Source organism: Asanoa hainanensis (assembly GCF_900188485.1).
Classification (GTDB): Bacteria; Actinomycetota; Actinomycetes; order Mycobacteriales; family Micromonosporaceae; genus Asanoa; species Asanoa hainanensis.
The window spans coordinates 383586-404738 of sequence record NZ_FZPH01000004.1 but is presented as its reverse complement, the minus strand read 5'-3'; the positions used below and the strand labels follow the sequence as shown (position 1 = coordinate 404738).

At 71.4% G+C, this 21153-nt stretch carries 16 protein-coding genes; 11 read left to right on the top strand and 5 right to left on the bottom strand.

Annotated features, from left to right (window positions below; all coding sequences use genetic code 11):
* Positions 1 to 11: 11 nt before the first annotated feature.
* The 10 genes from uxaC to CHC05_RS42445 all read left to right on the top strand — a co-directional run bounded on the left by uxaC (position 12) and on the right by CHC05_RS42445 (position 14813).
* Complete coding sequence (uxaC, locus tag CHC05_RS12965) at positions 12 to 1427, top strand: glucuronate isomerase (RefSeq protein WP_089248241.1); 1416 nt, start codon at positions 12 to 14, stop codon at positions 1425 to 1427.
* The gene (locus CHC05_RS12960; RefSeq protein ID WP_089248239.1) at positions 1424 to 2710 is read left to right on the top strand and encodes an enolase C-terminal domain-like protein; all 1287 of its coding nucleotides are present in this window, start codon (positions 1424 to 1426) and stop codon (positions 2708 to 2710) included. The genes uxaC and CHC05_RS12960 overlap by 4 nt, the downstream gene beginning before the upstream one ends.
* A complete protein-coding gene (locus CHC05_RS12955) occupies positions 2707 to 4173 on the top strand; it encodes a mannitol dehydrogenase family protein (RefSeq protein ID WP_425426737.1) in 1467 nt (488 codons plus the stop codon). The genes CHC05_RS12960 and CHC05_RS12955 overlap by 4 nt, the downstream gene beginning before the upstream one ends.
* Entirely contained in the window at positions 4170 to 5393 is a 1224-nt protein-coding gene (locus CHC05_RS12950) for a Gfo/Idh/MocA family protein (protein ID WP_089248235.1), read from the top strand. The genes CHC05_RS12955 and CHC05_RS12950 overlap by 4 nt, the downstream gene beginning before the upstream one ends.
* Positions 5394 to 5549: 156 nt before the next feature.
* Positions 5550 to 6857 carry a pectate lyase family protein gene (locus CHC05_RS12945; protein WP_089248233.1) on the top strand — a complete coding sequence of 436 codons (1308 nt, stop codon included), beginning with the start codon at positions 5550 to 5552 and terminating at the stop codon, positions 6855 to 6857.
* Positions 6854 to 8407 carry a pectate lyase family protein gene (locus CHC05_RS12940; protein WP_089248648.1) on the top strand — a complete coding sequence of 518 codons (1554 nt, stop codon included), beginning with the start codon at positions 6854 to 6856 and terminating at the stop codon, positions 8405 to 8407. Before CHC05_RS12945 ends, CHC05_RS12940 begins: the two co-directional genes overlap by 4 nt.
* An 84-nt stretch (positions 8408 to 8491) precedes the next feature.
* Entirely contained in the window at positions 8492 to 10093 is a 1602-nt protein-coding gene (locus CHC05_RS12935; RefSeq protein WP_245870812.1) for a pectate lyase family protein, read from the top strand.
* Positions 10094 to 10105: 12 nt separating this feature from the next.
* A complete protein-coding gene (locus CHC05_RS12930; protein ID WP_089248231.1) occupies positions 10106 to 11662 on the top strand; it encodes a pectate lyase family protein in 1557 nt (518 codons plus the stop codon).
* Between the two features lie 56 nt (positions 11663 to 11718).
* A complete protein-coding gene (locus CHC05_RS42450; RefSeq protein ID WP_245870811.1) occupies positions 11719 to 13263 on the top strand; it encodes a pectate lyase family protein in 1545 nt (514 codons plus the stop codon).
* On the top strand, positions 13263 to 14813 hold the full coding sequence (locus CHC05_RS42445) for a pectate lyase family protein (protein WP_245870810.1): 1551 nt from the start codon (positions 13263 to 13265) through the stop codon (positions 14811 to 14813). The genes CHC05_RS42450 and CHC05_RS42445 overlap by 1 nt, the downstream gene beginning before the upstream one ends.
* On the opposite strand, the gene CHC05_RS12915 is transcribed toward CHC05_RS42445, so the two are convergent.
* The 5 genes from CHC05_RS12915 to CHC05_RS12895 all read right to left on the bottom strand — a co-directional run bounded on the left by CHC05_RS12915 (position 14810) and on the right by CHC05_RS12895 (position 19908).
* The gene (locus CHC05_RS12915; protein ID WP_089248229.1) at positions 14810 to 15754 is read right to left on the bottom strand and encodes an inositol-3-phosphate synthase; all 945 of its coding nucleotides are present in this window, start codon (positions 15752 to 15754) and stop codon (positions 14810 to 14812) included. The two genes, CHC05_RS42445 and CHC05_RS12915, sit on opposite strands and share 4 nt — an antisense overlap.
* Before the next feature lie 266 nt (positions 15755 to 16020).
* Entirely contained in the window at positions 16021 to 16839 is an 819-nt protein-coding gene (locus CHC05_RS12910) for a DUF6807 domain-containing protein (protein ID WP_089248227.1), read from the bottom strand.
* Positions 16836 to 17642 (bottom strand): sugar phosphate isomerase/epimerase family protein, encoded by an 807-nt coding sequence (locus tag CHC05_RS12905; RefSeq protein WP_089248225.1) that lies wholly within the window; start codon positions 17640 to 17642, stop codon positions 16836 to 16838. Before CHC05_RS12905 ends, CHC05_RS12910 begins: the two co-directional genes overlap by 4 nt.
* Complete coding sequence (locus CHC05_RS12900; RefSeq protein ID WP_089248223.1) at positions 17639 to 18760, bottom strand: dihydrodipicolinate synthase family protein; 1122 nt, start codon at positions 18758 to 18760, stop codon at positions 17639 to 17641. The genes CHC05_RS12905 and CHC05_RS12900 overlap by 4 nt, the downstream gene beginning before the upstream one ends.
* Positions 18757 to 19908, bottom strand: a complete 1152-nt coding sequence (locus CHC05_RS12895) for a Gfo/Idh/MocA family protein (RefSeq protein WP_089248221.1) — start codon at positions 19906 to 19908, stop codon at positions 18757 to 18759. The genes CHC05_RS12900 and CHC05_RS12895 overlap by 4 nt, the downstream gene beginning before the upstream one ends.
* 87 nt (positions 19909 to 19995) lie before the next feature.
* On the opposite strand from CHC05_RS12895, the gene CHC05_RS12890 reads away from it, so the two are divergent.
* On the top strand, positions 19996 to 20994 hold the full coding sequence (locus CHC05_RS12890; RefSeq protein ID WP_089248219.1) for a LacI family DNA-binding transcriptional regulator: 999 nt from the start codon (positions 19996 to 19998) through the stop codon (positions 20992 to 20994).
* Positions 20995 to 21153 lie beyond the last annotated feature (159 nt).

Below are 21153 nucleotides of genomic sequence, written 5' to 3'. Positions count from 1 at the left end.
CGAGGGAGTTCATGTCCGACCTGCTGTTTCCGGCCGAGCCGGGTCAACGCGCGATCGCCCGCGAGCTCTACGGGCTCGCCCGCGACCTGCCGCTGATCTCCCCGCACGGCCATGTGGACCCCGCCGTCCTGGCCGACGACGAGCCGTTCCCCGACCCCGCCCGGCTGATCATCGTGCCGGACCACTACCTGACCCGGATGCTGCTCAGCCAGGGCATCCCGCCGGCCCGGCTCGGCGTGCCCAGCCGCACCGGCGAGCCCAGCGAGACCGACGGCCGGGCCATCTGGCGCCTGTTCGCCGAGCACTGGCACCTGTTCCGCGGCACGCCGTCGCGGTTGTGGCTGGAGCGCACGTTCGAGACCGTCTTCGGCGTCACCACCCGGCTGACGCCGGAGACCGCCGACGAGGTGTACGACGCGCTGGCCGAGAAGCTGGCTCGGCCGGAGTTCCGCCCCCGGGCGCTGTTCGAGCGCTTCAACATCGAGGTGCTGGCCACGACGGAGTCGCCGCTGGACGAGCTCGCCGCACACGCGAAGCTGGCGGCCGACGGCTGGGGCGGTAAGGGCGGCCGCGTCGTCACCACCTTCCGCCCCGACGACGTGGTCGACATGGAGTTCGAGGGCTGGGCCGAACGCGTCGGCCGGCTCGGCGAGGTGGCCGGCGAGGACACCGGCACCTACCCGGGCTACCTGGCCGCGCTGCGGTCCCGCCGCGCGGCGTTCATCGCCGCCGGTGCGACCTCCAGCGACCACGGCCACCCGACCGCCCGCACGCTCTCCCTGACCCAGGCCGAAGCGGCAAAGCTGTTCGAACGGGGACTGCGCGGCGCGGCGGACGCGGCCGACGCCGAGACCTTCCGCGCCCACATGCTGCTCGAGTTCGCCCAGATGTCCATCGAGGACGGTCTGGTGATGCAGCTGCACCCCGGCGCCGTGCGCAACCACAACCGGTGGCTGCACGCGACGCACGGCCGCGACGTCGGCGGCGACCTCCCCCAGGCAACGGAATACCTGCACGCGCTGACGCCGCTGCTCGACGCGTACGGCAACGACCCGCGGCTCCGGGTGGTCGTCTACACCCTCGACGAGTACACGTTCAGCCGCGAGCTGGCCCCGATCGCCGGCGGCTACGCCGCGATCTACCTGGGTGCGCCGTGGTGGTTCCTGGACTCGCCCGAGGTGCTCCGTCGCTTCCGCGAGGCGGTCACCGAGAGCGCCGGCTTCTACAACACGGCGGGCTTCGTCGACGACACCCGGGCGTTCTGTTCGATCCCGGTGCGCCACGACGTGTCCCGCCGCGTCGACGCCGGCTTCCTGGCCCGGCTCGTCGCCGAGCACCGGCTGCCCTTCGACGAGGCGGCCGAGACCATCGTCGACCTCGCGTACCGCCTGCCCAAGCGGGTGTTCCGGTTGGAGGACGCCAAGTGACCACGATCCGTGCCGTCGAGGTGCACGACGTGCGGTTCCCGACCGCCGCGGCGGGCGACGGCTCCGACGCCATCAACCGGGGCGACTACTCGGCGACCTATGTGGAGCTGCTGACCGACGGGCCGCTCGTCGGTGCCGGCTTCACGTTCACCAACGGCCGGGGCAACGAGTTGACCTGCGCGGCGGTCCGCGCGCTCGCGCCGCACGTCGAAAACCGGTCGATCGAGGAGATCGCCGCCGAGCCGGTGGCGTTCTGGCGCTCCCTGACCGCCGACCCGCAGCTGCGTTGGCTCGGCCCGGAGAAGGGCGTCATCCACATGGCGACCGGCGCGGTGGTCAACGCGGTCTGGGACCTGCGCGCCAAGGCCGCCGGCCTGCCCCTCTGGCAGTTGCTGGCCGAGATGCCGACCGACGAGCTCGTCGCCAACGTCGACTTCCACCACATCACCGACGCCCTCATGCCCGACGACGCGGTCGCCATTCTCGACAAGGGCCGCCACGGGTACGCCGAGCGCCTGGCCCAGGTGCGCGGCGACGGCTTCCCGTCGTACACGACGTCGGTGGGCTGGCTCGGCTATCCGGACGACAAGGTCCGGGACCTGACCCGGGCCGCGTACGCCGAGGGTTGGCGGGCGATGAAGATGAAGGTCGGTGGCGACCTCGAGGACGACGTGCGCCGGGCCCGGATCATCCGGGAGGAGATCGGCCCGGACGCGCTGCTGATGATGGACGCGAACCAGGTCTGGGACGTCGACGAGGCGATCGCCGCGATGGCCCGGCTCGCCGAGTTCGACCCGTACTGGATCGAGGAGCCGACGCACGCCGACGACGTGCTCGGCCACGCCCGCATCCAGCGTGCGGTCGCTCCGGTGCGGGTGGCGACCGGCGAGGTCGCGGCCAACAGGGTGATCTTCAAGCAGCTGCTCCAGGCCGACGCGATCGGCGTCATGCAGATCGACGCGTGCCGGGTCGGCGGCGTCAACGAGGTGCTCGCGGAACTGTTGCTCGCGGCCAGGTTCGGTGTGCCGGTCTGCCCGCACGCGGGCGGCGTCGGGCTCTGCGAGCTCGTGCAGCACCTAGCCTTCTTCGACTACCTGCGGGTCGGCACCTCGCTGGAGGGACGGATGGTGGAGTACGTCGACCACCTGCACGAGCACTTCGTCGACCCGGTGCGCACCCGCGGCGGCCGGTATCTGCTGCCCACCGAGCCCGGCTACAGCGCCACGATGAAACCGTCGTCGGTGGCCGAGTTCTCGTTCCCGGAAGGACCGGTGTGGCGATGACCCCGCGACTCGGGCTCGACACGCTGCGCCGGCTGCCCATCGAGAGCCGGCCGCTGCTGCGCCCGGGCACGGTGCCCGCCGGCATCGTGCACATCGGGCTCGGCGCGTTCTTCCGCGCGCACCAGGCTGTCTACACCGAGGAGGCCGTGGCCGCCGCCGGCGGCGACTGGGGGATCCTCGGCGTGGCGCCACGGTCGGCCGACGTGGTGGCGGCCCTGAAGGAGCAGGACCACCTCTACAGCGTCTCCGAGATGTCCGCGGAGGGTGCCCGGGCCAGGGTTATCGGTGCCCTGGCCGGCGCCCAGGTGGCCGCCGCCGACCCCGAGCGGGTGGTCGCGCGGCTGGCCGACCCGGCCATCCGGGTGGTCACGCTGTGCGTCACCGAGAAGGGCTACAAGCTCGACCCGGCGACGGGGCAGCTGCTCGACGACCCGGCGTTGACCGCCGACCTGCTCGGTGACGGGTCACCCACCACCGTGCCCGGGCTGCTGGTCCGCGGACTGCTCGCCCGGGCGCGCGCCGATGCCGGGCCGATCGCGGTGGTCAGCTGCGACAACTTCTCCTCCAACGGCCGTCGGGTGCGGGGCATGTTGGCCGCCGCGTACGCCATGGCCGGGCACGACGACGCCTGGCTGCGGGCCAACGTGAGCTGCCCCGGCACGATGGTCGACCGGATCGTCCCGGCGTCGACGGAGGTGACCCGGGCGGCCGCCGCGGCGCTGCTCGGTGTGCGCGACGAGGCGGCGCTGGCCGGTGAGCCGTACCGCCAATGGGTCATCGAGGACGACTTCCCCGGCGGTCGGCCGGCCTGGGAGGCGGCCGGCGCGGTGCTCACCGGCGACGCCGGCCCCTGGGAGCGGCTCAAGCTGCGGGCGCTCAACGGCGTCCACTCGGGCATGGCCTATCTCGGTGCGCTGGCCGGGCGGGAGACCATCGCGGAGGCGCACCGGATGCCCGGTCTGGTCGACGCGATGCGGCGGTTCGTCGCCGAGGACATCGCGCCCAGCTTCACCCCGCCGGACGGCGTCTCGGTCGTCGACTACGGCGAGCTGTCGCTGGCGCGGTTCGCCAACCCGGCGATCGCCCACCGCACCAAGCAGGTCGCCATGGACGGCTCGCAGAAGCTGCCGCAGCGGGTGCTGGAGACGGTCGCCGGGCGCCGGGCGGCCGGAGCGGAGCCGCGCTGGGCGGCGCTGGTCGTGGCGGCCTGGATGCGCTACGCGCGCGGCATCGCCGACGACGGCCGCGCGCTGCACCTCGACGACCCGCTTGCGGACCGGATCCACGCGGCCGTCGCCGCCGCTCCGGACAGCCCGGAAGGCCTCGCGGGCGCGCTGTTCGGCCTGACCGAGGTCTTCCCGGCGGAGCTCGCGGCCGACGAGGTCGTCCGCACTCTGGTGGTCGACTGGCTGACGGAGCTCGACAAGCACGGCGTCGAGTCCACTCTGGCCGGTGCGGGATGACGACCCGCGTCGCGCTGGTCGGTGCCAACGGTCACGGCCGCTGGCACCGGCGGCGGCTGGCGACCCGCTCCGACCTCACGCTCGTGGGCATCGCCGAGCCGAAGCCGGTCGATCCCGACCCGCCCGTGCCGCCGGGCACGCCGGTGTTCCCGAACCACCGCGACCTGCTCGCCGCGACCCGGCCCGAGGTGGTGATCATCTGCACGCCGCCGGGCACCCACCTGCCGATCGCGCTGGACGCCCTGGCGGCCGGCTGCGACCTACTGCTGGAGAAGCCACCGCTGCTCTCGTTGGCCGACCACGACCTGCTGTCGGCCGCGCTGGCCGAGGCCGGCCGGTCGTGCCAGGTGGGCTTCCAGGCGCTCGGCTCGGCGGCGCTCGACGAGCTGCGGGGGGTGATCGCCAGCGGAGCGCTGGGCACGGTCACGGGCGTCGCCGCGGTGGCCGCATGGCAGCGCGACGACGCGTACTACACGCGGTCGCCCTGGGCCGGTCGGCGCGGCGTCGACGGCGCGTTGACCAACCCGCTCGCCCACGCGGTCATGCAGGCCCTCGCCGTCTCCGACGCGGCTTTGCTCTGCCGCCATATGCGCATCACCGGTAGCGACCCGACACGTGATGCGTATATGGCGGCAGAGCAAATGGGCGCCGAACCGCCGGGGCGGCTCGAGGTGGAGCGTTATCGGACCCGGGCCATCGAGAGTGACGATACCGCCGTGTTGCGGTTGACCGTCCAGGGTGGACCGTCGGTGGTCGTGGCGGTCACGTTGGCGGGCGAGGAGTTCATCGCCGGTGAGGTCACGGTCACCGGCACGCGGGGGAGCGCGACCCTGGAGTACCCGACCGATCGCCTGATGCTGCCCGGTGACCCCGGGCCGCGCGAGGTGCCCGGCCGGGTCGACCTGCTCGACAACCTGCTCGCGCACCGCGCCGACCGGGCCGGCGTGCCGTTGCGGGCCGCACTGTCGGCCACCGTTGGCTTCACCGCGGTGGTCGAGGCACTCGGCGCGGCGCCCGCGCCGGTGGCGCTCGGCGACGACGTCGTCGCCGACCTCGGCACCGGGCCGGGGCGCATCCGCTCGATCCGCGGCATCAACGCGGTGCTCCGCCGGGCGGCCGCAGGGCTCGCGCTGCCGTCGGAGCTCGGGGTGGCCTGGGCAAGGCCGCCGCACACGGAAAACCGAATGCAAACAACGGGGTCAATCGCCCACCTGAAATAGGGCTAATAGGTAGCCTACTCGGCCGTTCCGACGGTCGAGCCATTCGCCGTTGCCGCGTTTTACTGCAACATAACTGCACATCGATGGCATTGACACTCATAATGATCGATACCTATCTTTCAGAATAGGTATCCGCATTGTGATCGGAGTGTGTCAATGCGATTTCGAGGTCTCGCCGCCAGCGTGGCCGGCGTGCTGGTGATCGCCGTCGCGGCGCCCGCCGCGGCGGCGTCGACTCCGCTGAGCGAGCGACTGGCCAGGCAGGTTCTGCCCGCCGGCGACGGTTGGGCGGCCGAGGGTGCCGGCACCACCGGCGGTGCCGCGGCCACACCGGAAAACGTCTTCCAGGTCGACACGCGCGACGAGCTCGCTGCCGCCGTGGCCGGCACGACACCGGCGATCGTCATCGTTCGCGGCATCATCAACGGCAATGCCGACGCCACCGGCGCCCCGCTTTCCTGCGCTCAGTTCGCCGATCCGGCGTACACGTTGGACGCTTTTTTGAGCACCTATGACCCGGCGGTCTGGGGCCGCGTCGCGCCGAGTGGTCCACTGGAGGAGGCGCGAGCGCGCTCGGCCGCCAACCAGAGCGCCCGGGTGCGGGTCAACGTCGGCTCCAACAAGACCATCGTCGGGCTGGGCAACGCCCGGCTCAACGGGGTCTTCCTGCGGCTCGACGGCAGCTCCAACGTGATCATCCGGAACATCACCCACGAGGACAGCCGCGACTGCTTCCCGGTCTGGTCGCCGACCGACGGCGCGACCGGCAACTGGAACGCGGCGTACGACAACATCTGGGTCCGGAACTCGAACCACGTCTGGGTCGACCACAACACGTTCACCGACGCCGACAACCCGGACTCGGCGCAGCCGCTGCACTTCGGCCGGCCGTACCAGGTGCACGACGGGCAGGTCGACATCACCAACGGCAGCAACTACGTGACGGTGTCCTACAACCGGTTCACCAACCACGACAAGACGATGCTGATCGGCTCGACCAACACCCCGGGCGCCGACGTGGGCGCGCTCAAGGTGACCGTGCACCACAACGAGTTCGAGGGCAGCGTCCAGCGCGCGCCGCGCGTCCGGTTCGGCCAGGTCGACGTCTACAACAACCTCTACCGCGTGCCGGTCGAGGACCCGTACGAGTACAGCTGGGGCGTCGGCGTGCAGTCGGCCATCTACGCCGAGAACAACTACGTCGCGTTTGGCGCGACCGTGCCGCAGGACTCGTTCGTCTTCGACTGGGGCGGCACGGTGCTCACCGAGAAGGGCACCTGGGCGCGGTCTGGCCGGTCCCTGCCCCGGCCCGTCAACCTGCTCGCCGAGTACAACGCGACCCACGACCCCGACATCGCAACCGACGCCGGTTGGACGCCCACCCTGCGCGCCGGCCACGTGCTCCCCGCACCGGCCGCCGCACTCGTGGTCGAACTATGCGCGGGCGCTGGGAGGATCCGATGAGAAGACGCCTGAGCGTCCTCGCCGCGGCGGCCGTGCTGGCCCTGCCGCTCAGCGTGGTCGGCATGAACCTGGCCCACGCCGCGACCCTGTTCAGCGACACCTTCGACGACGGCAACGCCGACGGCTGGTCGAAGTCGGGCGGGAGCTGGTCGGTGGTGGGCGGGGCCTATCGCCAGTCGAGCACGGGCGCCGCCGCTAAGGCGCTCGCCGGCAGCACCTCGTGGACGGACTACACGGTCAGCGCGCGGGTCACCCCGATCGCGTTCGGCGCCAGCGGGCGGTCCGTCGGCGTGGCCGCCCGGGTCCAGACCTCGACCAACTACTACGCCCTGGTGCTCACCGGCGGCGGCTCGGCCCAGCTCCAGCGGGTCTCCGGCGGCGGCGTCACCGCGCTCGGTACGGCCGTGGTCGGCGTGACCCCGGGCACCACGTACACGTTGGGCCTGCGGGTCGCCGGCGGAGCGCTCAGCGGATCCGTGAACGGCGCCACCGTGGTGAGCGCGACCGACGGCACGTTCGGCTCCGGCCGGATCGGGCTGGTCGCGTCCTACGCCAGCGCCACGTTCGACAACGTCTCCGTCGATACGGGTGCCGCGCCCGACCCGGACCCGACCACCCCGCCGCCGACGGACCCGCCGCCCACCGGCACCTGCCGGGTCAGCGGCACCGCGAGCGGCTTCGCCACGGGCACGACCGGCGGCGCCGGCGGGCCTACGGTCGCGGTCGACACGGCCGCCGAGCTGCTCGGCGCGATCGCCCGCTCGGGCCCGGTAACCATCTGCGTCAGCGGCACGATCACCCTGCCGGCCGGCATGTACGACGTGGCCAGCGACAAGTCGATCGTCGGGGTCGGCAGCACCGCGGGCATCACCGGCGGCGGCCTCAACATCGGCGGCCCGGTCTCCGACATCACCTCGCCGCCCGCCGACGCCGTGCACAACGTGATCGTCCAGAACCTGTCGTTCCGCGGCGCCAGCGACGACTCGATCAACGTGCAGATGTTCGCGCACCACGTCTGGATCGACCACAACGACCTGGCGCAGGGCTACGACGGGCTGATCGACATCAAGCGGGGATCGTCCTATGTGACCGTGTCGTGGAACCACACCCACCACCACACGAAGAACATGCTGCTCGGGCACGACGACAGCAACGGCGCGCAGGACGTCGGCCGGCTGAAGGTGAGCTATCACCACAACTGGTTCGACGCGACGCCGCAGCGCAACCCGCGCGTCCGGTTCGGCGAGCCGGTGCACGTCTACAACAACTACTTCTTCTACAACACCGACACCGGGGTGGCGTGCCAGGCCGACGCCGGCTGTGTGGTGGAAGGCAACTACTTCGAGAACGTCGAGGAACCGGTGACCAACTCGTACGCCGGCCCGCGCGGGCGCTGTGTCTCCCGCGGCAACGTCTTCGCCGGCGAGTCCGGTGCGGCGGTGTGCTCCGGCAGCGTGCAGGAACCCAGCGCGTACTACGCGTACACCCTCGATGACGCTTCGGCGGTCAAAGCGCTCGTGACCGCCGGGGCCGGGGTCGGCAAGGTCTGATTCCGGCCAGGGGTACGGGAGGCGTTCTCAGCCCGGGTCTCCCGCATCCTTAGAGATCGACAAGTATCGATCAAAGGAGGATCCGTGTCACCCCCCAACCCAGTCCGGCGAACACGTCGCCGCGGCCTGCTGACGGCCCTCGCGGCCGCGGCGGCCGCCGCGGCGCTGGTCCTCGGCATGACCACCGGAGCCAGCGCGGCCACGCTGCTCTCCGACGACTTCGAGGACGGCAACTCGTCCGGATGGACGACGAACGGGGGCAGCTGGTCGGTGGCCACCGACGGCTCCCGCGTGCTCCGCCAGAGCAGCACCAGCAGCGACGCCCGGGCCCTCGCCGGCACGGCGAGCTGGACCGACTACGCCGTGCAGGCTCGGGTCAAGCCAATCAGCTTCAACGGCAGCAACCGCTTCGTCGCGGTGCTCGCCCGGGTGCGGAGCAGCACCAGCTACTACTACCTGGCCCTGCGCTCCAACAACACCGTCGAGCTCAAGAAGCTCGTCGGTGGCTCGTCGACCACACTGGACACCGCCTCCGTCGGCGTGAGCGCGGGCTCCTTCTACACGCTGCGGCTGGAGGTCGCCGGCACGACGCTGCGCGGCTACGTCAACGGTGCCCTGCTCACCGACGCCAGTGACAGCCAGTGGAGCAGCGGCCGCGTCGGCGTGGCCACGTTCTACACCAGCGCCAGCTTCGACGACGTCGCCGTCACCACAGGCGGTGGCACGGAGCCGACGCCGACGGCGACACCCACCACCGAGCCCACCAACCCGCCGCAGCCCAACGCGGCCGACGGCTGGGCTTCCGTGAGCGCCTGGGGCCAGAACGGCACCAGCGGCGGCGCCGGCGGCTCGACCGTGACGGTCACCACCGCCGCGGCGTTCCTGTCGGCGATCGCGCAGTCCGGACCGCGCATCATCCAGGTGCAGGGGATGCTCACGCTGCCCGGCCCGATGCACGACGTGACGTCCGACAAGACGATCGTCGGGCTCGGCTCGGGATCCGGCCTCACCGGCGGTGGCCTCAACATCGGCCTGCCCATCGACGACGACATCACGGCACCGCCGGCCGATGCGGTGCACAACGTCATCGTCCGGAACCTGAACTTCCGAGGCTGGCCCGACGACGCGATCAACGTGCAGATGTTCAGCCACCACGTCTGGATCGACCACAACACGTGGACGACCGGCACCGACGGCGGCGTCGACATCAAGCGTGGCTCGTCGTACGTCACCGTCTCCTACAACCACGCCGACGGCACCGACAAGAACATGCTGCTCGGGCACGACGACGACAACGGTGCGCAGGACACCGGCCGCCTGAAGGTCAGCTACCACCACAACTGGTTCGACGACACCAACCAGCGCAACCCGCGCGTCCGGTTCGGCGACCAGGTGCACGTCTACAACAACTACTACAACGACACCGGCAACTACGGCGTCGCGTCCACGGAGAACGCCGGCGTCATCGTCGAGGGCAACGCCTTCGTGAACGTCGACGACCCGTTCCATCTCGGTGAGGCCTCGTCGGGTCCCGGCCGGATCGTGGCCAGGAGCAACTGCTTCACCAACTCGGGTACGGGCGAGGCCGGCGGCAGTGTCTCCGCGGTGCCCTACTCGTACACCCTGCTGCCCTGCTCCCAGGTGCAGTCGACCGTTTCCGCGCAAGCCGGCGCCGGCCGGATCTGAGGGAGGACAGTCATGAGCAGAACGGCACGCAGGGGAGTGCTCGCGGTCATCGCGGCCGCCCTCGCCGCCATCGTGGTCGCGTTCGGGTTGGGTGGGGTCGCGCAGGCGGCGACGCTCTTCTCCGACGACTTCAACGACGGCTCCGCCGACGGCTGGTCGAAGTCCGGCGGCGACTGGTCGGTGGTCAGCGACGGGTCGCCGACCTTCAACCAGTCGAAGACCGACAGCGAGCTGGCCCGCCAGTTCGCCGGATCGACGGGCTGGACGGCGTACTCGGTGCAGGCCCGGGTCAAGCCCCTGGCCTTCAACGGCAGCAACCGGCTCGTGGCGCTGGCGTCGCGGTCCTCGTCGGCCACGAAGATGTACCGGCTGGCGCTGACCAACGCCAACCGCGCCGAGCTCCAGGCGGTCGACGGCTCGTCGGTCACGGTGATCGGCTCAGCGTCGCTGACGGTGTCCACCGGCACCTGGTACACGCTGCGGATCGACGCCAACGGCAGCACGATCTCGGGCTACGTCAACGGGACCCGGATCGCCACCGGCAGCAACAGCGCGCACAGCTCGGGCCGGGTCGCTCTGGTGACCGTGTACGCGTCGGCCCGCTTCGACGACGTGGTGGTCAGCACGGACGGCTCGACGCAGCCGACGGGCAACCCGACGTCGTCGCCGACCAACCCGCCAACCAGCAACCCGACCACCGGCCCGACGACTCCGCCGCAGACCGGCCTGGTCGGCTGGGCCACCCAGGGCGGCGGCACCACCGGCGGCGGCAGCGCGTCCGCCACGACGGTGACGAGCTCGTCCGCGTTGTCCAGTGCGGTCTCGGGCACCACGGCCCGCGTCGTCCGGGTCTCGGGCACGATCTCCTGCTCGGGGATGATCTCGGTCGGGTCGAACAAGACGATCCTCGGCAACTCCGGTGCGACGATCGCCGGCTGCGGGCTCAACGTGTCCAACGCCAGCAACGTGATCATCCGCAACATCTCGTTCCGCGACTGGGACGACGACGCGGTCAACGTGCAGTACTCGACACGGGTCTGGGTGGACCACAACAGCTTCACGAACGGGTACGACGGCGCGGTGGACGTGAAGCGGGCGTCGGACTACGTGACCATCTCCTGGAACCGGGTGTACGGCCACGACAAGTCGATGCTGCTCGGCCACAGCGACGACAACGCCGGTGAGGACGTCGGGCACCTGCGCGTGACGTACCACCACAACTGGTTCGACGGCTCCGGGACGCGGCACCCGCGCGTGCGCTTCGGCAACCCGGTGCACGTCTACAACAACTACTACAACGGCAACGAGTACGGCGTCGCGTCCACGATGGACGCCGGCGTGCTGGTCGAGGGCAACTACTTCGAGAACGTCGACGAGCCGACCCTGGTCGGGTACGCGGACTCGGACCCGGGTGACCTCGTGCAGCGCAACAACGTGTTCGTCGGCTCCGGCTCGCCGCAGAGCTCCGGCAGCACGAACAGCATCCCGTACTCGTACCAGCTCGACAACGCCAGCGGCGTCAAGTCGAGCGTGACCTCGGGCGCCGGCGCCGGCCGGATCTCCGTCTGACTCGTCGCGGTGCCGGGGTGGCTTCCACCCCGGCACCGCCTTTTCCGGGAGGAAGCATGCGCACCAGGTTCTCCATGGCGGCCGGCGCCGCGGCTCTCGCGCTGGCGATCGTCGTCGCGTTGAACGCGCCCGCGTCGGCCGCCACCCTGTTCGGCGACGACTTCGCCGACGGCAACGCCTCCGGCTGGTCCACCTCCGGCGGCTCGTGGTCGGTGTCCGGTCAGGCCTATCGCCAGTCGAGCACCGGCGCGGACGCCAAGGCCCAGGCCGGCTCGACCGCCTGGACCGACTACGCGGTGCGGGCCCGGGTCCAGCCCGTCGCGTTCGGCTCGTCGGCGCGCTCGGTCGGCGTCGTCGCGCGGGCGCAGAACACCACGACGTTCTACTCGCTCGTGCTGGTCGGTGCCGGGCGCGTCGAGCTGCGCCGGGTGTCCGGCGGCGGCGTCACCGTGCTCGCGTCTTCGCCCGCGACCGTGACGCCGGGTGGCTGGCACGAGCTGACCCTCACCGTCGCCGGGTCCGCGTTGCGCGGGGCGCTCGGCGGGCAGACGCTGGTCACCGCCACGGATGCGACCTTCGCCGGGGGTCGGGTCGGGCTCGTCGCCTCGTACGCCAGTGCCGTGTTCGACGACGTCGCCGTGTTCACCGGCAGCGGCCCGGACCCGACCCCGACTCCTTCTGAACCCACCTCGACCCCCGGGCCGCCGCCGCTGCCCGGCTTGCCGGACGGCTTCGCCAGCGTCGCGGGCCTCGGGCTGTCCGGCACCACCGGTGGAGCGGCCGGTCCGACGGTCGCGGTCAGCACCGCCGCCTCGCTGGCCTCGTACGCCGGCGCTCCTACGCCGTACACGATCCTGGTCTCGGGTCGGATCTCTCTTTCCGGCATGGTCACCGTGGTGGCCAACAAGTCCATCGTCGGCGTCGGCAGCACGGCGGAGCTCACCGGCGGCGGGCTGCAGCTCGGCACCACCACCCGGCCCGGCAACAACGTGATCATCCGGAACATCCGGTTCAGCGGGGCGTCCGACGACTCGATCAGCGTCACGAACTCCGCGCACCACGTCTGGATCGACCACAACGAGTTCCTGCCGGCGTACGACGGGTCGGTCGACGTCAAGCGGCAGTCGACGTTCGTGACCATCTCGTGGAACCGGTTCACCGGCACCGACAAGTCGGCGCTGCTCGGCCACTCCGACTCGTACCCGGCGGATGTCGGCTATCTGAAGGTGACCTACCACCACAACCTGTTCGACGGCTCCAACCAGCGGCATCCGCGGGCGCGTTTCGGTGAGCCGGTGCACGTCTACAACAACTACTACCGCGACATCGGCCTGTACGGCGTCGCGTCGACCGAGAACGCCGGTGTCGTGGTCGAGGGCAACTACTTCGAGAACGTTGCCTATCCCTGTTACTCGGTCGGTGGCTATGCGGAGAGCGCGCCCGGCCGGCTCGTGCAGCGTTCCAACGTGTTCGTGGGGTCCGGGACGTGTGAGGCCGGGGGAGCGGTGCAGGAGCCGTCCTCGTACTACTCGTACTCGCTGAGTCCCGCGTCGTCGGTGCCGGCCGCGGTGACGGCGGGCGCCGGGGTGGGGAGGTTGTGATGCGGTTTCGAGCCCTGCTGACCGCGCTGCTGCTGGCGGTCGTCGGCGTCGCGGTGGTGAGTGGGTCCGCCAGCGCGGCCACCCTGCTCAGCGACGACTTCGCCGACGGGGACGCGGCCGGCTGGACGACCTCGGGCGGCTCCTGGGCCGTGTCCGGTGGCGCTTATCGGCAGACCGGGCAGAGCAGTGACGCCCGGTCGCGGGTGGGCTCGGCCGGTTGGACCGACTACACGGTGCGGGTGCGGGTCACGCCGGCCGCGTTCAACGGGAGCAACCGGTTCGTGGCGGTGCTGGCGCGGGCGCAGTCGGCTACCAGCTACTACTACGTGGCGCTGCGGTCGAACAACACCGTGGAGCTGAAGCGGTTGGTGAGCGGGGCGTCGACGACGCTGGACACCGCGTCGCTGGCCGTGACGGCGGGGCGGTCCTATGTGGTCGCCTTGACGGTGGCCGGCTCGGTGTTGTCCGCCACGGTCGACGGCGTGGCGTTGTTGTCGGCCTCGGACACGCGGTTCACCGGGGGGCAGGCCGGGGTGGCGACCTACTACGCTTCCTCGGCCTTCGACGACGTGGTGGTGGAGACGGCCGGGAGCGGACCGCCGTTGCCGTCGCCTTCGCCTTCGCCGACCGTGACCCCGACGCCGACCGTGCCACCGACCGATCCGCCGCCCGCGGGCTCGCCCGACGGGTTCGCGTCCGTGGCCGCGCTGGGGCTGTCCGGCACCACCGGCGGCGCCGGCGGGCCGACGGTCACGGTCGACACCAGCGCCGAGCTGCTCGAGGCGATCGACACCATCGGGCCGATGACGATCCAGGTGGCCGGGCGGATCACGATCAGCAGCAAGCAGGGCGTGCGGCCGAACAAGACGATCGTCGGTATCGGCTCGGCGCCCACGATCGCCGGGGGCGGGTTCGACTTCTACCGCTCGTACAACGTGATCGTCCGCAACCTCACGTTCCTCGACGCCGAGGACGACGCCATCAACGTCGGCCAGGAGTCGCACCACGTCTGGATCGACCACAACACGTTCGTGTCGCCGGTCGACGGGTCGATCGACATCGTCCGGGGTGCCGACTACGTGACCGTGTCGTGGAACCATTTCGCGGCCACCGACAAGAGCATGCTGATCAGCCACTCCGACGGGGCCGCGTCGACCGACGTCGGGCACCTGAAGGTGACCATCCACCACAACTTCTTCGACCGGTCGCGCCAGCGGCATCCCCGGGTGCGGTTCGGGGAGCCCGTGCACGTCTACAACAACTACTTCCTGGGCAACGAGCTCTACGGCGTGGCGTCCACGATGAACGGCGGCGTGCTGGTCGAGGGCAACTATTTCTCCGGTGTGCCGTTCCCGTGCTTCTCGGGCAGCGGCTACGCGGACAGCGGGCCGGGCCGGTTGGTCCAGCGTGACAACGTGTTCAGCGGGTCCGGGCCGTGCGAGGTCGCGGGCTCCGTGGTCGAGCCGCGCACCTACTACTCGTACACGATGGACAGTGCCAGTGTGGTGCCCGCGCGGGTCTCCGCGGGGGCCGGTGCCGGGAAGCTCTAGACCGCCGTTCCCGGTGGCGACTTGAACAGCGGCGCCGCCGCGTCGACATAGCCCTTCTGCCCGTCGCGCAACGCACCACACGCGATGCGGACGAGGTCGATGTTGACGCCGGCGGCGCCGCTCGGGTCGTGCACCTTCAGCTTCACGTCGAGGCTGACGGCGGTCTCGCCCCAGCCCTGCGCCTCGATGTTGAGGTGGGCGACCTTCTGCGACCCGAGCTGCGGCAGGTAGCCCAGCGGCGCCAGCTGCACCTTGTCGGCCCCGGACAGGGCGTTGAGCTTGGACTGCTTCTTGGTGTTGGGGTTCTCGACCAGGTTGCGGAAGTCCTCGGTGCCACCCAGGTTGACCTGGTACGAGCTGACCAGCGTAAGCCCGCGCGCCGCCAGCAGCCGCAGCAGCGTGTCGTGCAGGATCGAGGTGCCGAACTGGCTGGTCAGGTCGTCGCCGAGCAGCGGAAGGCCAGCCGCCGTGAACTGGTCGACCTCCGCCTGGTGCCGGGCCACCGGGTCGGACGTGGTGTTGACGAACGCGACCCCCGCTGCTCGAGCGGCCAGGGCATAGGCGAGCGCCGTCTCCGGGCGGCCACTCGGCGCGGAGTAGAGCAGCACCTCGGCTCCCGCCAACGCCTGCGCTACCCGATCGACCTCGGTCGCGTCCCGCAGACCCTTGGTGACGGCAACCTCGGCCTTAGGCAGGTCGCAGTCGAGCCGAGGGAAGTTGTTGGGCGGCAGAAAGATCGCCTCGGTCAGGTCCTTGCCAACCTTCTCGGGCGAGGTGGCAAAGGCCGCCACGATGTCGACGTCACCCACGCCAAGCCCGTCGATCATCGGCCGCTGAACGCCGGCAAGACTGCCGGTCTGGCGGTAGAAGGCGATCCCCTGCACCAGAGCGGACGTGTTGTTGCCGACACCGACGACCGCGACCCGCGCTGGTTTGATCATGCAACCGAGGCTACCTGCTCGCGCGTGAGAGCACTGTCCGCGACGAGAACGCCGATGCGCCGCGAGAGCGGCGCTTCCGGAAAGACCAGCGGCGGACGGTCGAAGGGCCGGGCGGCGCAGGCGCCGGGATGGTAGCGGGGCCAGGGCGGAGCGGATGCCGGGATGGTCGCGGGTCCGCACGAAACGGGTCGTCGTCGTTGCCCGGAACGCCAGTGCGGGCGCGCTTTGTCGACCGTTACGGTCGAGCGCGGCCCGGGCTGGTTTGGTCACGGAGTTGCGGTTACCTGCTCGCGGGTGAGAGCGCCGTCCGCGACGAGAACGGTGATGCGCCGCGAGAGCGGTGCTTCCGGAGTGACCAGCAGCGGGCGGTCGAAGGCCAGGGCCGCACAGACACCCGGATAGATGCCGGTCCGCACGAACCAGCGGTCGTCGCCTTGGAGGCCGCGGAACACCAGCGTGTACGGACCGGGGCCGGTGAGCGCGAGCCAAGGCGCGGCGCTGCCGTTGACCTCGCCCTCGCCCTCGGCGTCCGCGGTGAAGGTGTGCGTCTCGCCCGGCGCGGCTCGCCAGAAGAAGCCCCCGTAACCGGCCCCGCCCGGCCGGCCGTTCGTGGCCGGGCTGCCGAGCGAGACGGCCTTCGTCGCGGACAGGGTGAAGTCGACCGCCAGCTCCCAGCCGTGCGTGGCCTTCGTGGCACGGAGCCGCCGCTCCTCGGTGAGCAGCACCGCACCGTCCTTGTCGCGCCACTCGATGGTGTTGCCCAGGCACCGCTCCAGCTCTTCGCGCGCCCCGTCGTCGGCGTGCAGCCAGCCTGTGTGTGCGATCTCGCCGTGGTCGTCGAGCCACGTGTAGCCGCGGTCACGGACGTAGGTGCGGCCGCCCCACAGGTTCGTGCCGTCGACGTCCTGCATGGCGATCGAGACGCCCAGGTGCCAGATGTGGTCGTCCGGAGCGAAATCGGTGACGGGTGTGCCGCGCAACGTGCGTACCGGATGCAGATAGGGCCTTGGTCCCTGGATCAGGTCGACCTTCGGCTCGACCACATAGGACGCGACCGCCACGCCGTCGACAGTGAGATCTGTCATCCCTCGACCGTCTCCCGGTAGCCGCGCAGGGCCGCGTCGAGTACCTCGTCGCCCGGCCGTGCCCATACCTCGGCCGAGAACACCTCGACCTCGACCGGGCCGGTGTAGCCGGCCGCGTCGACCGCGCGGCGGAAGCGGCGGTTGTCGACGCAGCCGTCGCCGGGCAGGCCCCGGCCGAGCAGCACGCCGGCCGGCAGGGGAGTGACCCAGTCGGCTACCTGGAAGCAGGCGATCCGGCGCTGGCGGCCGGCCCGCTCGATCTGGGCCCAGACCTGGTCGTCCCACCACAGGTGGTACGTGTCGACCACGACGCCGACCGCGTCGACCGGGTGCGGTGCGGCCAGGTCGAGCGCCTGGCCGAGGGTGGACACCACGCAGCGGTCGGCGGCGAACATCGGGTGCAGGGGCTCGATGGCCAGCTTCACACCGGCCGCCTGCGCGTGCGGCACCAGCCGCCCGATCGCGTCGCCCACGTGCGCGCGGGCTCCGTCGAGGTCGCGGCTGCCCTCCGAGAGACCACCGGAGACCAGCACCAGCACCGGTGCGCCGAGCGCGGCCGCCTCGTCGATCGCACGGCGGTTGTCGTCCTCCCAGCCAGGGTCGGCGAAGAAGCCGCCCCGGCACAGCGAGGTGACGGCCAGTCCCGCGTCGGAGACGAGCGCCGCCGCCTTGTCGAGGCCGAAGGCGGCTACCTCCTCCCGCCACAGGCCGACCTGGTCGACGCCGGCGCGGACACAACCGGCGACCAGGTCCGGCAGTGGCCAATGCTTGGTGGTGGCCGAGTTGAGCGCGAACCTGGTCATTGGGCCACCCCCACGGTGGTCAGCCACGCTCTCGCGCGCGAAGCGGCCAGGTCGGCGTCAGGGAGCACGCCGGCCGCGTCGGCCAGCCGGATCAGGGTCGCGAGGTGCTGCGGCGACCGGCCGTTCTGCAGGCCGCCGACCATCGTGAAATGGCTCTGGTGGCCGGCCAGCCAAGCGAGGAACACGATGCCGGTCTTGTAGTAGAAGGTGGGCGCGCCGAACACGTGCCGGGCCAGCGGCACCGTGGGCCCGAAGATCTCGTCGTACGCGTCGTCGTCGCCCTGGTCGAGCGCGCGCAGGGCGGCCGCCGCCGGTGCCGCGATCGCGGCGAAGATGCCCAGCAGCGCGTGCGAGAAGCCCTCGGCGTCGCCCTTGATGAGCTGCGGGTAGTGGAAGTCGTCGCCGGTGTAGAGCTTGACGCCCGAGGGGAGCCTGCGCCGCAGGTCGACCTCGAAATCCGCGTCGAGCAGCGACACCTTGATGCCGTCGACCTTCGCGGTGTGCGCGCCGATCAGCGCGAGCACGGTGGCCACCGGGTCGGCGCCCCAGTAGCCCGCCAGAGCCGGGTCGAACATCTCGCCGAGCCAGTGCAGCACCACCGGGCCGTCGGACTGGCCCAACAGCTCGCCGTAGACGTCGAGGTATTCGTCGCCGTGCCGGGCGGCTGCGGCGAGGTGGCGGCTGCACATCAGCACCGGCGTAGCGCCCGCAGCCTGGACGTCGTGCAGTTGCTCGGCATACGCCTTGCGCACCTCGTCGAGGGTGGCCGGCCCCGGCGCGAGCTGGTCGGTGGCGACCCCGGCCACGATCGGCCCGGCCGCCTCGCGGGTGCTGCGCCGGATCAGCTCGCGCGTGGCCGCGTAGTCGAGGCCCATGCCGCGCTGCGCGGTGTCCATCGCCTCGGCCACCCCGAAGCCGTGCGACCACAGGTGGTGGCGGAAGGCCAGGGTGGCTTCCCAGTCGAGCGCGGCCGGCCGGCCGGGGGTGTTGTCGGCCAGCGGGTCGGCGACGACGTGCGCGGCGGCGTACGCGATGCGGCTCGTGAACTTTTCCTTCGCGAATGAAGCCCCGGCGCCGCTGAAGGTGAACGGGCCGTCGGGCAGGCGCACGGTGGTCACGGCTGAAGCTCCGGGACCTCGAGACGCCGGCCCTCGCGGGCCGATTGGGCGCCGAGCTCGGCGAGCTGCACGCCGCGGGCGCCGGCCCAGAGATCCCAGGTGTACGGGGCGTCCTCGACCACATGCCGCAGGAACAGCTCCCACTGCTCCTGGAAGCCGTTGCGGAACTCCTCGTTGTCGGGGACCACCTGCCACTGCTCGCGGAACTGCTCGGTGGCCGGCAGGTCGGGGTTCCAGACCGGCTTGGGGGTGGTCGAGCGGTGCTGGATCCGGCAGTTGCGCAGCCCGGCGACCGCGCTGCCCTCGGTGCCGTCGACCTGGAACTCGACCAGCTCGTCGCGGTAGACCCGGACGGCCCACGAGGAGTTGATCTGGGCGACGACGCCGCCCTCGAGCTCGAAGATGCCGTAGGCCGCGTCGTCGGCCGTCGCCTCGTAGGCCTGGCCGGACTCGTCCCAGCGGCGCGGGATGTGGGTGGTGACGTGCGCGGTGACGGCCCGGACGGGCGCGAAGATCTGCTCCAGCACGTAGTGCCAGTGCGGGAACATGTCGACCGTGATGCCGCCGCCGTCGGCCGTGCGATAGTTCCACGATGGACGCTGGGCCGGCTGCCAGTCGCCTTCGAAGACCCAGTAGCCGAACTCGCCGCGGATGCTCAGGATGCGGCCGAAGAAGCCGCCCTTGACCAGCCGGTCGAGCTTGCGCAGGCCGGGCAGGAACAGCTTGTCCTGCACGACGCCGTGCTTCACGCCGGCCGCGTCGGCCAGCCGGGCGAGCTCGACCGCGCCGGCCAGGTCGCCGGCGGTCGGCTTCTCGGTGTAGATGTGCTTGCCGGCCGCCACGGCCGCCCGGATCGCCTTCTCCCGGGCGTTGGTCACCTGCGCGTCGAAGTAGATCTCGACGTCGGGGCGGGCCAGCGCCGCGCCCAGGTCGGTGGTCCACCGCGTCAGGCCGTGCCGGTCGGCGATGGCCCGCAGGCGGGCGTCGTCGCGCCCGACCAGGATGGGCTCGGGCCAGAGCAGCGTGCCGTCCCGCAGCGGGAGGCCACCGCCCTCGCGGATCGCGAGCAGTGAGCGGACCAGATGCTGGCGGTAGCCCATCCGGCCGGTCACCCCGTTGAGGACGATCCCGATGGTTCTGCGATCCACGACCTTGACCTCCCCAGGTAAGCGCTTTCCTGGGCAACGTATCCATCGGGATGGGTTGAGGCAAGGGCTTTCCCGTATGATCTCGACGTGGCCACGCTGGACGACGTCGCGCGCCGGGCGGGCGTCTCGACGGCGACCGCATCGCGCATCATCAACGGGAGCAGCAAGCCGGTCAGCGCTGCCCTGCGCGACCGGGTCGAGGCCGCGGTCGCCGACCTGCACTACGTGCCCAACGCACATGCCCGGCAGCTCGCCGGGTCCGGTCGCACCGCCGTGGGCGTGGTCGTCCACGACGTCTCCGACCCCTACTTCGCCGAGATCACCCGCGGCCTGCAACGGGTCGCCACCACCGACGGCCGGCTCGTCATCATCTGCAACACCTACCGCGACCCGGCCCGGGAGCTCGACTACGTGGAGCTGCTCCGCGCCCACCAGGTGGCGGCGATGGTGCTGGCCGGCTCGGGCTACCACGACGTGGCCTTCGCCCGTTCCCTGCGGGGCAAGCTGCGGGCCTACGAGCTCAGCGGCGGCCGGGTCGCGGTCATCGGCCGGCACGACCGCACCGGCGACGCGGTGGTCCCCGACAACGAGTCCGGCGGTTTCATGGCGGGCGAGCACCTCTACGCGCTGGGCCACCGGGACATCGGCGTCATCGCCGGCCCGCGCAACCTCACCACCACCACGGACCGGCTGACCGGCCTCCGGCGCGCCGCCCGCACGCACGGCCGCCCGGCACCGAAGGTCGCGTACGCGGACTTCGACCGCGACAGCGGAGCCGCCGCGACTGGAGACCTGCTGTCCACCCACCCCCGGCTGACCGCGATCGCCGCCCTCAACGACTCGATGGCGGTCGGCGCCCTGGCCTTCCTGCGCGACGTCGACCGCCGCGTCAGCGTGATCGGCTTCGACGACATGCCGATCGCCCGCGACGTCACACCGGCCCTGACGACGATCCGGCTGCCGCTGGCCGACATGGGCGCCCAGGCGATGTCCCTGGCCCTGTCGCCGGCGTCGCCGGACCCGCGCGTGGAGCGCGTGCCGGCCACGCTCGTCGAACGCGCCAGCACGTTCCCACCGGACCGGTGACGCGGTGATGCGCGGCGCCTGGGCCTTACCGCTGCTGCTGCTCGCCGGGTGCACGCCCGCGCCGCCGCCTGTGCCGCCCAGCCCGGTGCCGCAGCGCTCCGTGCCGGCCGCCCCGACGACGACGGCCCCCGTGGGGGGTTCGTGACTGCGCGTCCTCGG

Excerpts from the sequence above, each read along its gene's own strand:
- uxaC (WP_089248241.1), top strand. The coding sequence starts at position 12 with ATGTCCGACCTGCTGTTTCCGGCCGAGCCGGGTCAACGCGCGATCGCC.
- CHC05_RS42445 (WP_245870810.1), top strand. The coding sequence starts at position 13,263 with ATGCGGTTTCGAGCCCTGCTGACCGCGCTGCTGCTGGCGGTCGTCGGC.
- CHC05_RS12950 (WP_089248235.1), top strand. The coding sequence starts at position 4,170 with ATGACGACCCGCGTCGCGCTGGTCGGTGCCAACGGTCACGGCCGCTGG.
- CHC05_RS12905 (WP_089248225.1), bottom strand. The coding sequence starts at position 17,642 with ATGACCAGGTTCGCGCTCAACTCGGCCACCACCAAGCATTGGCCACTG.
- CHC05_RS42450 (WP_245870811.1), top strand. The coding sequence starts at position 11,719 with ATGCGCACCAGGTTCTCCATGGCGGCCGGCGCCGCGGCTCTCGCGCTG.
- CHC05_RS12945 (WP_089248233.1), top strand. The coding sequence starts at position 5,550 with ATGCGATTTCGAGGTCTCGCCGCCAGCGTGGCCGGCGTGCTGGTGATC.
- CHC05_RS12910 (WP_089248227.1), bottom strand. The coding sequence starts at position 16,839 with ATGACAGATCTCACTGTCGACGGCGTGGCGGTCGCGTCCTATGTGGTC.
- CHC05_RS12930 (WP_089248231.1), top strand. The coding sequence starts at position 10,106 with ATGAGCAGAACGGCACGCAGGGGAGTGCTCGCGGTCATCGCGGCCGCC.
- CHC05_RS12915 (WP_089248229.1), bottom strand. The coding sequence starts at position 15,754 with ATGATCAAACCAGCGCGGGTCGCGGTCGTCGGTGTCGGCAACAACACG.
- CHC05_RS12955 (WP_425426737.1), top strand. The coding sequence starts at position 2,707 with ATGACCCCGCGACTCGGGCTCGACACGCTGCGCCGGCTGCCCATCGAG.
- CHC05_RS12940 (WP_089248648.1), top strand. The coding sequence starts at position 6,854 with ATGAGAAGACGCCTGAGCGTCCTCGCCGCGGCGGCCGTGCTGGCCCTG.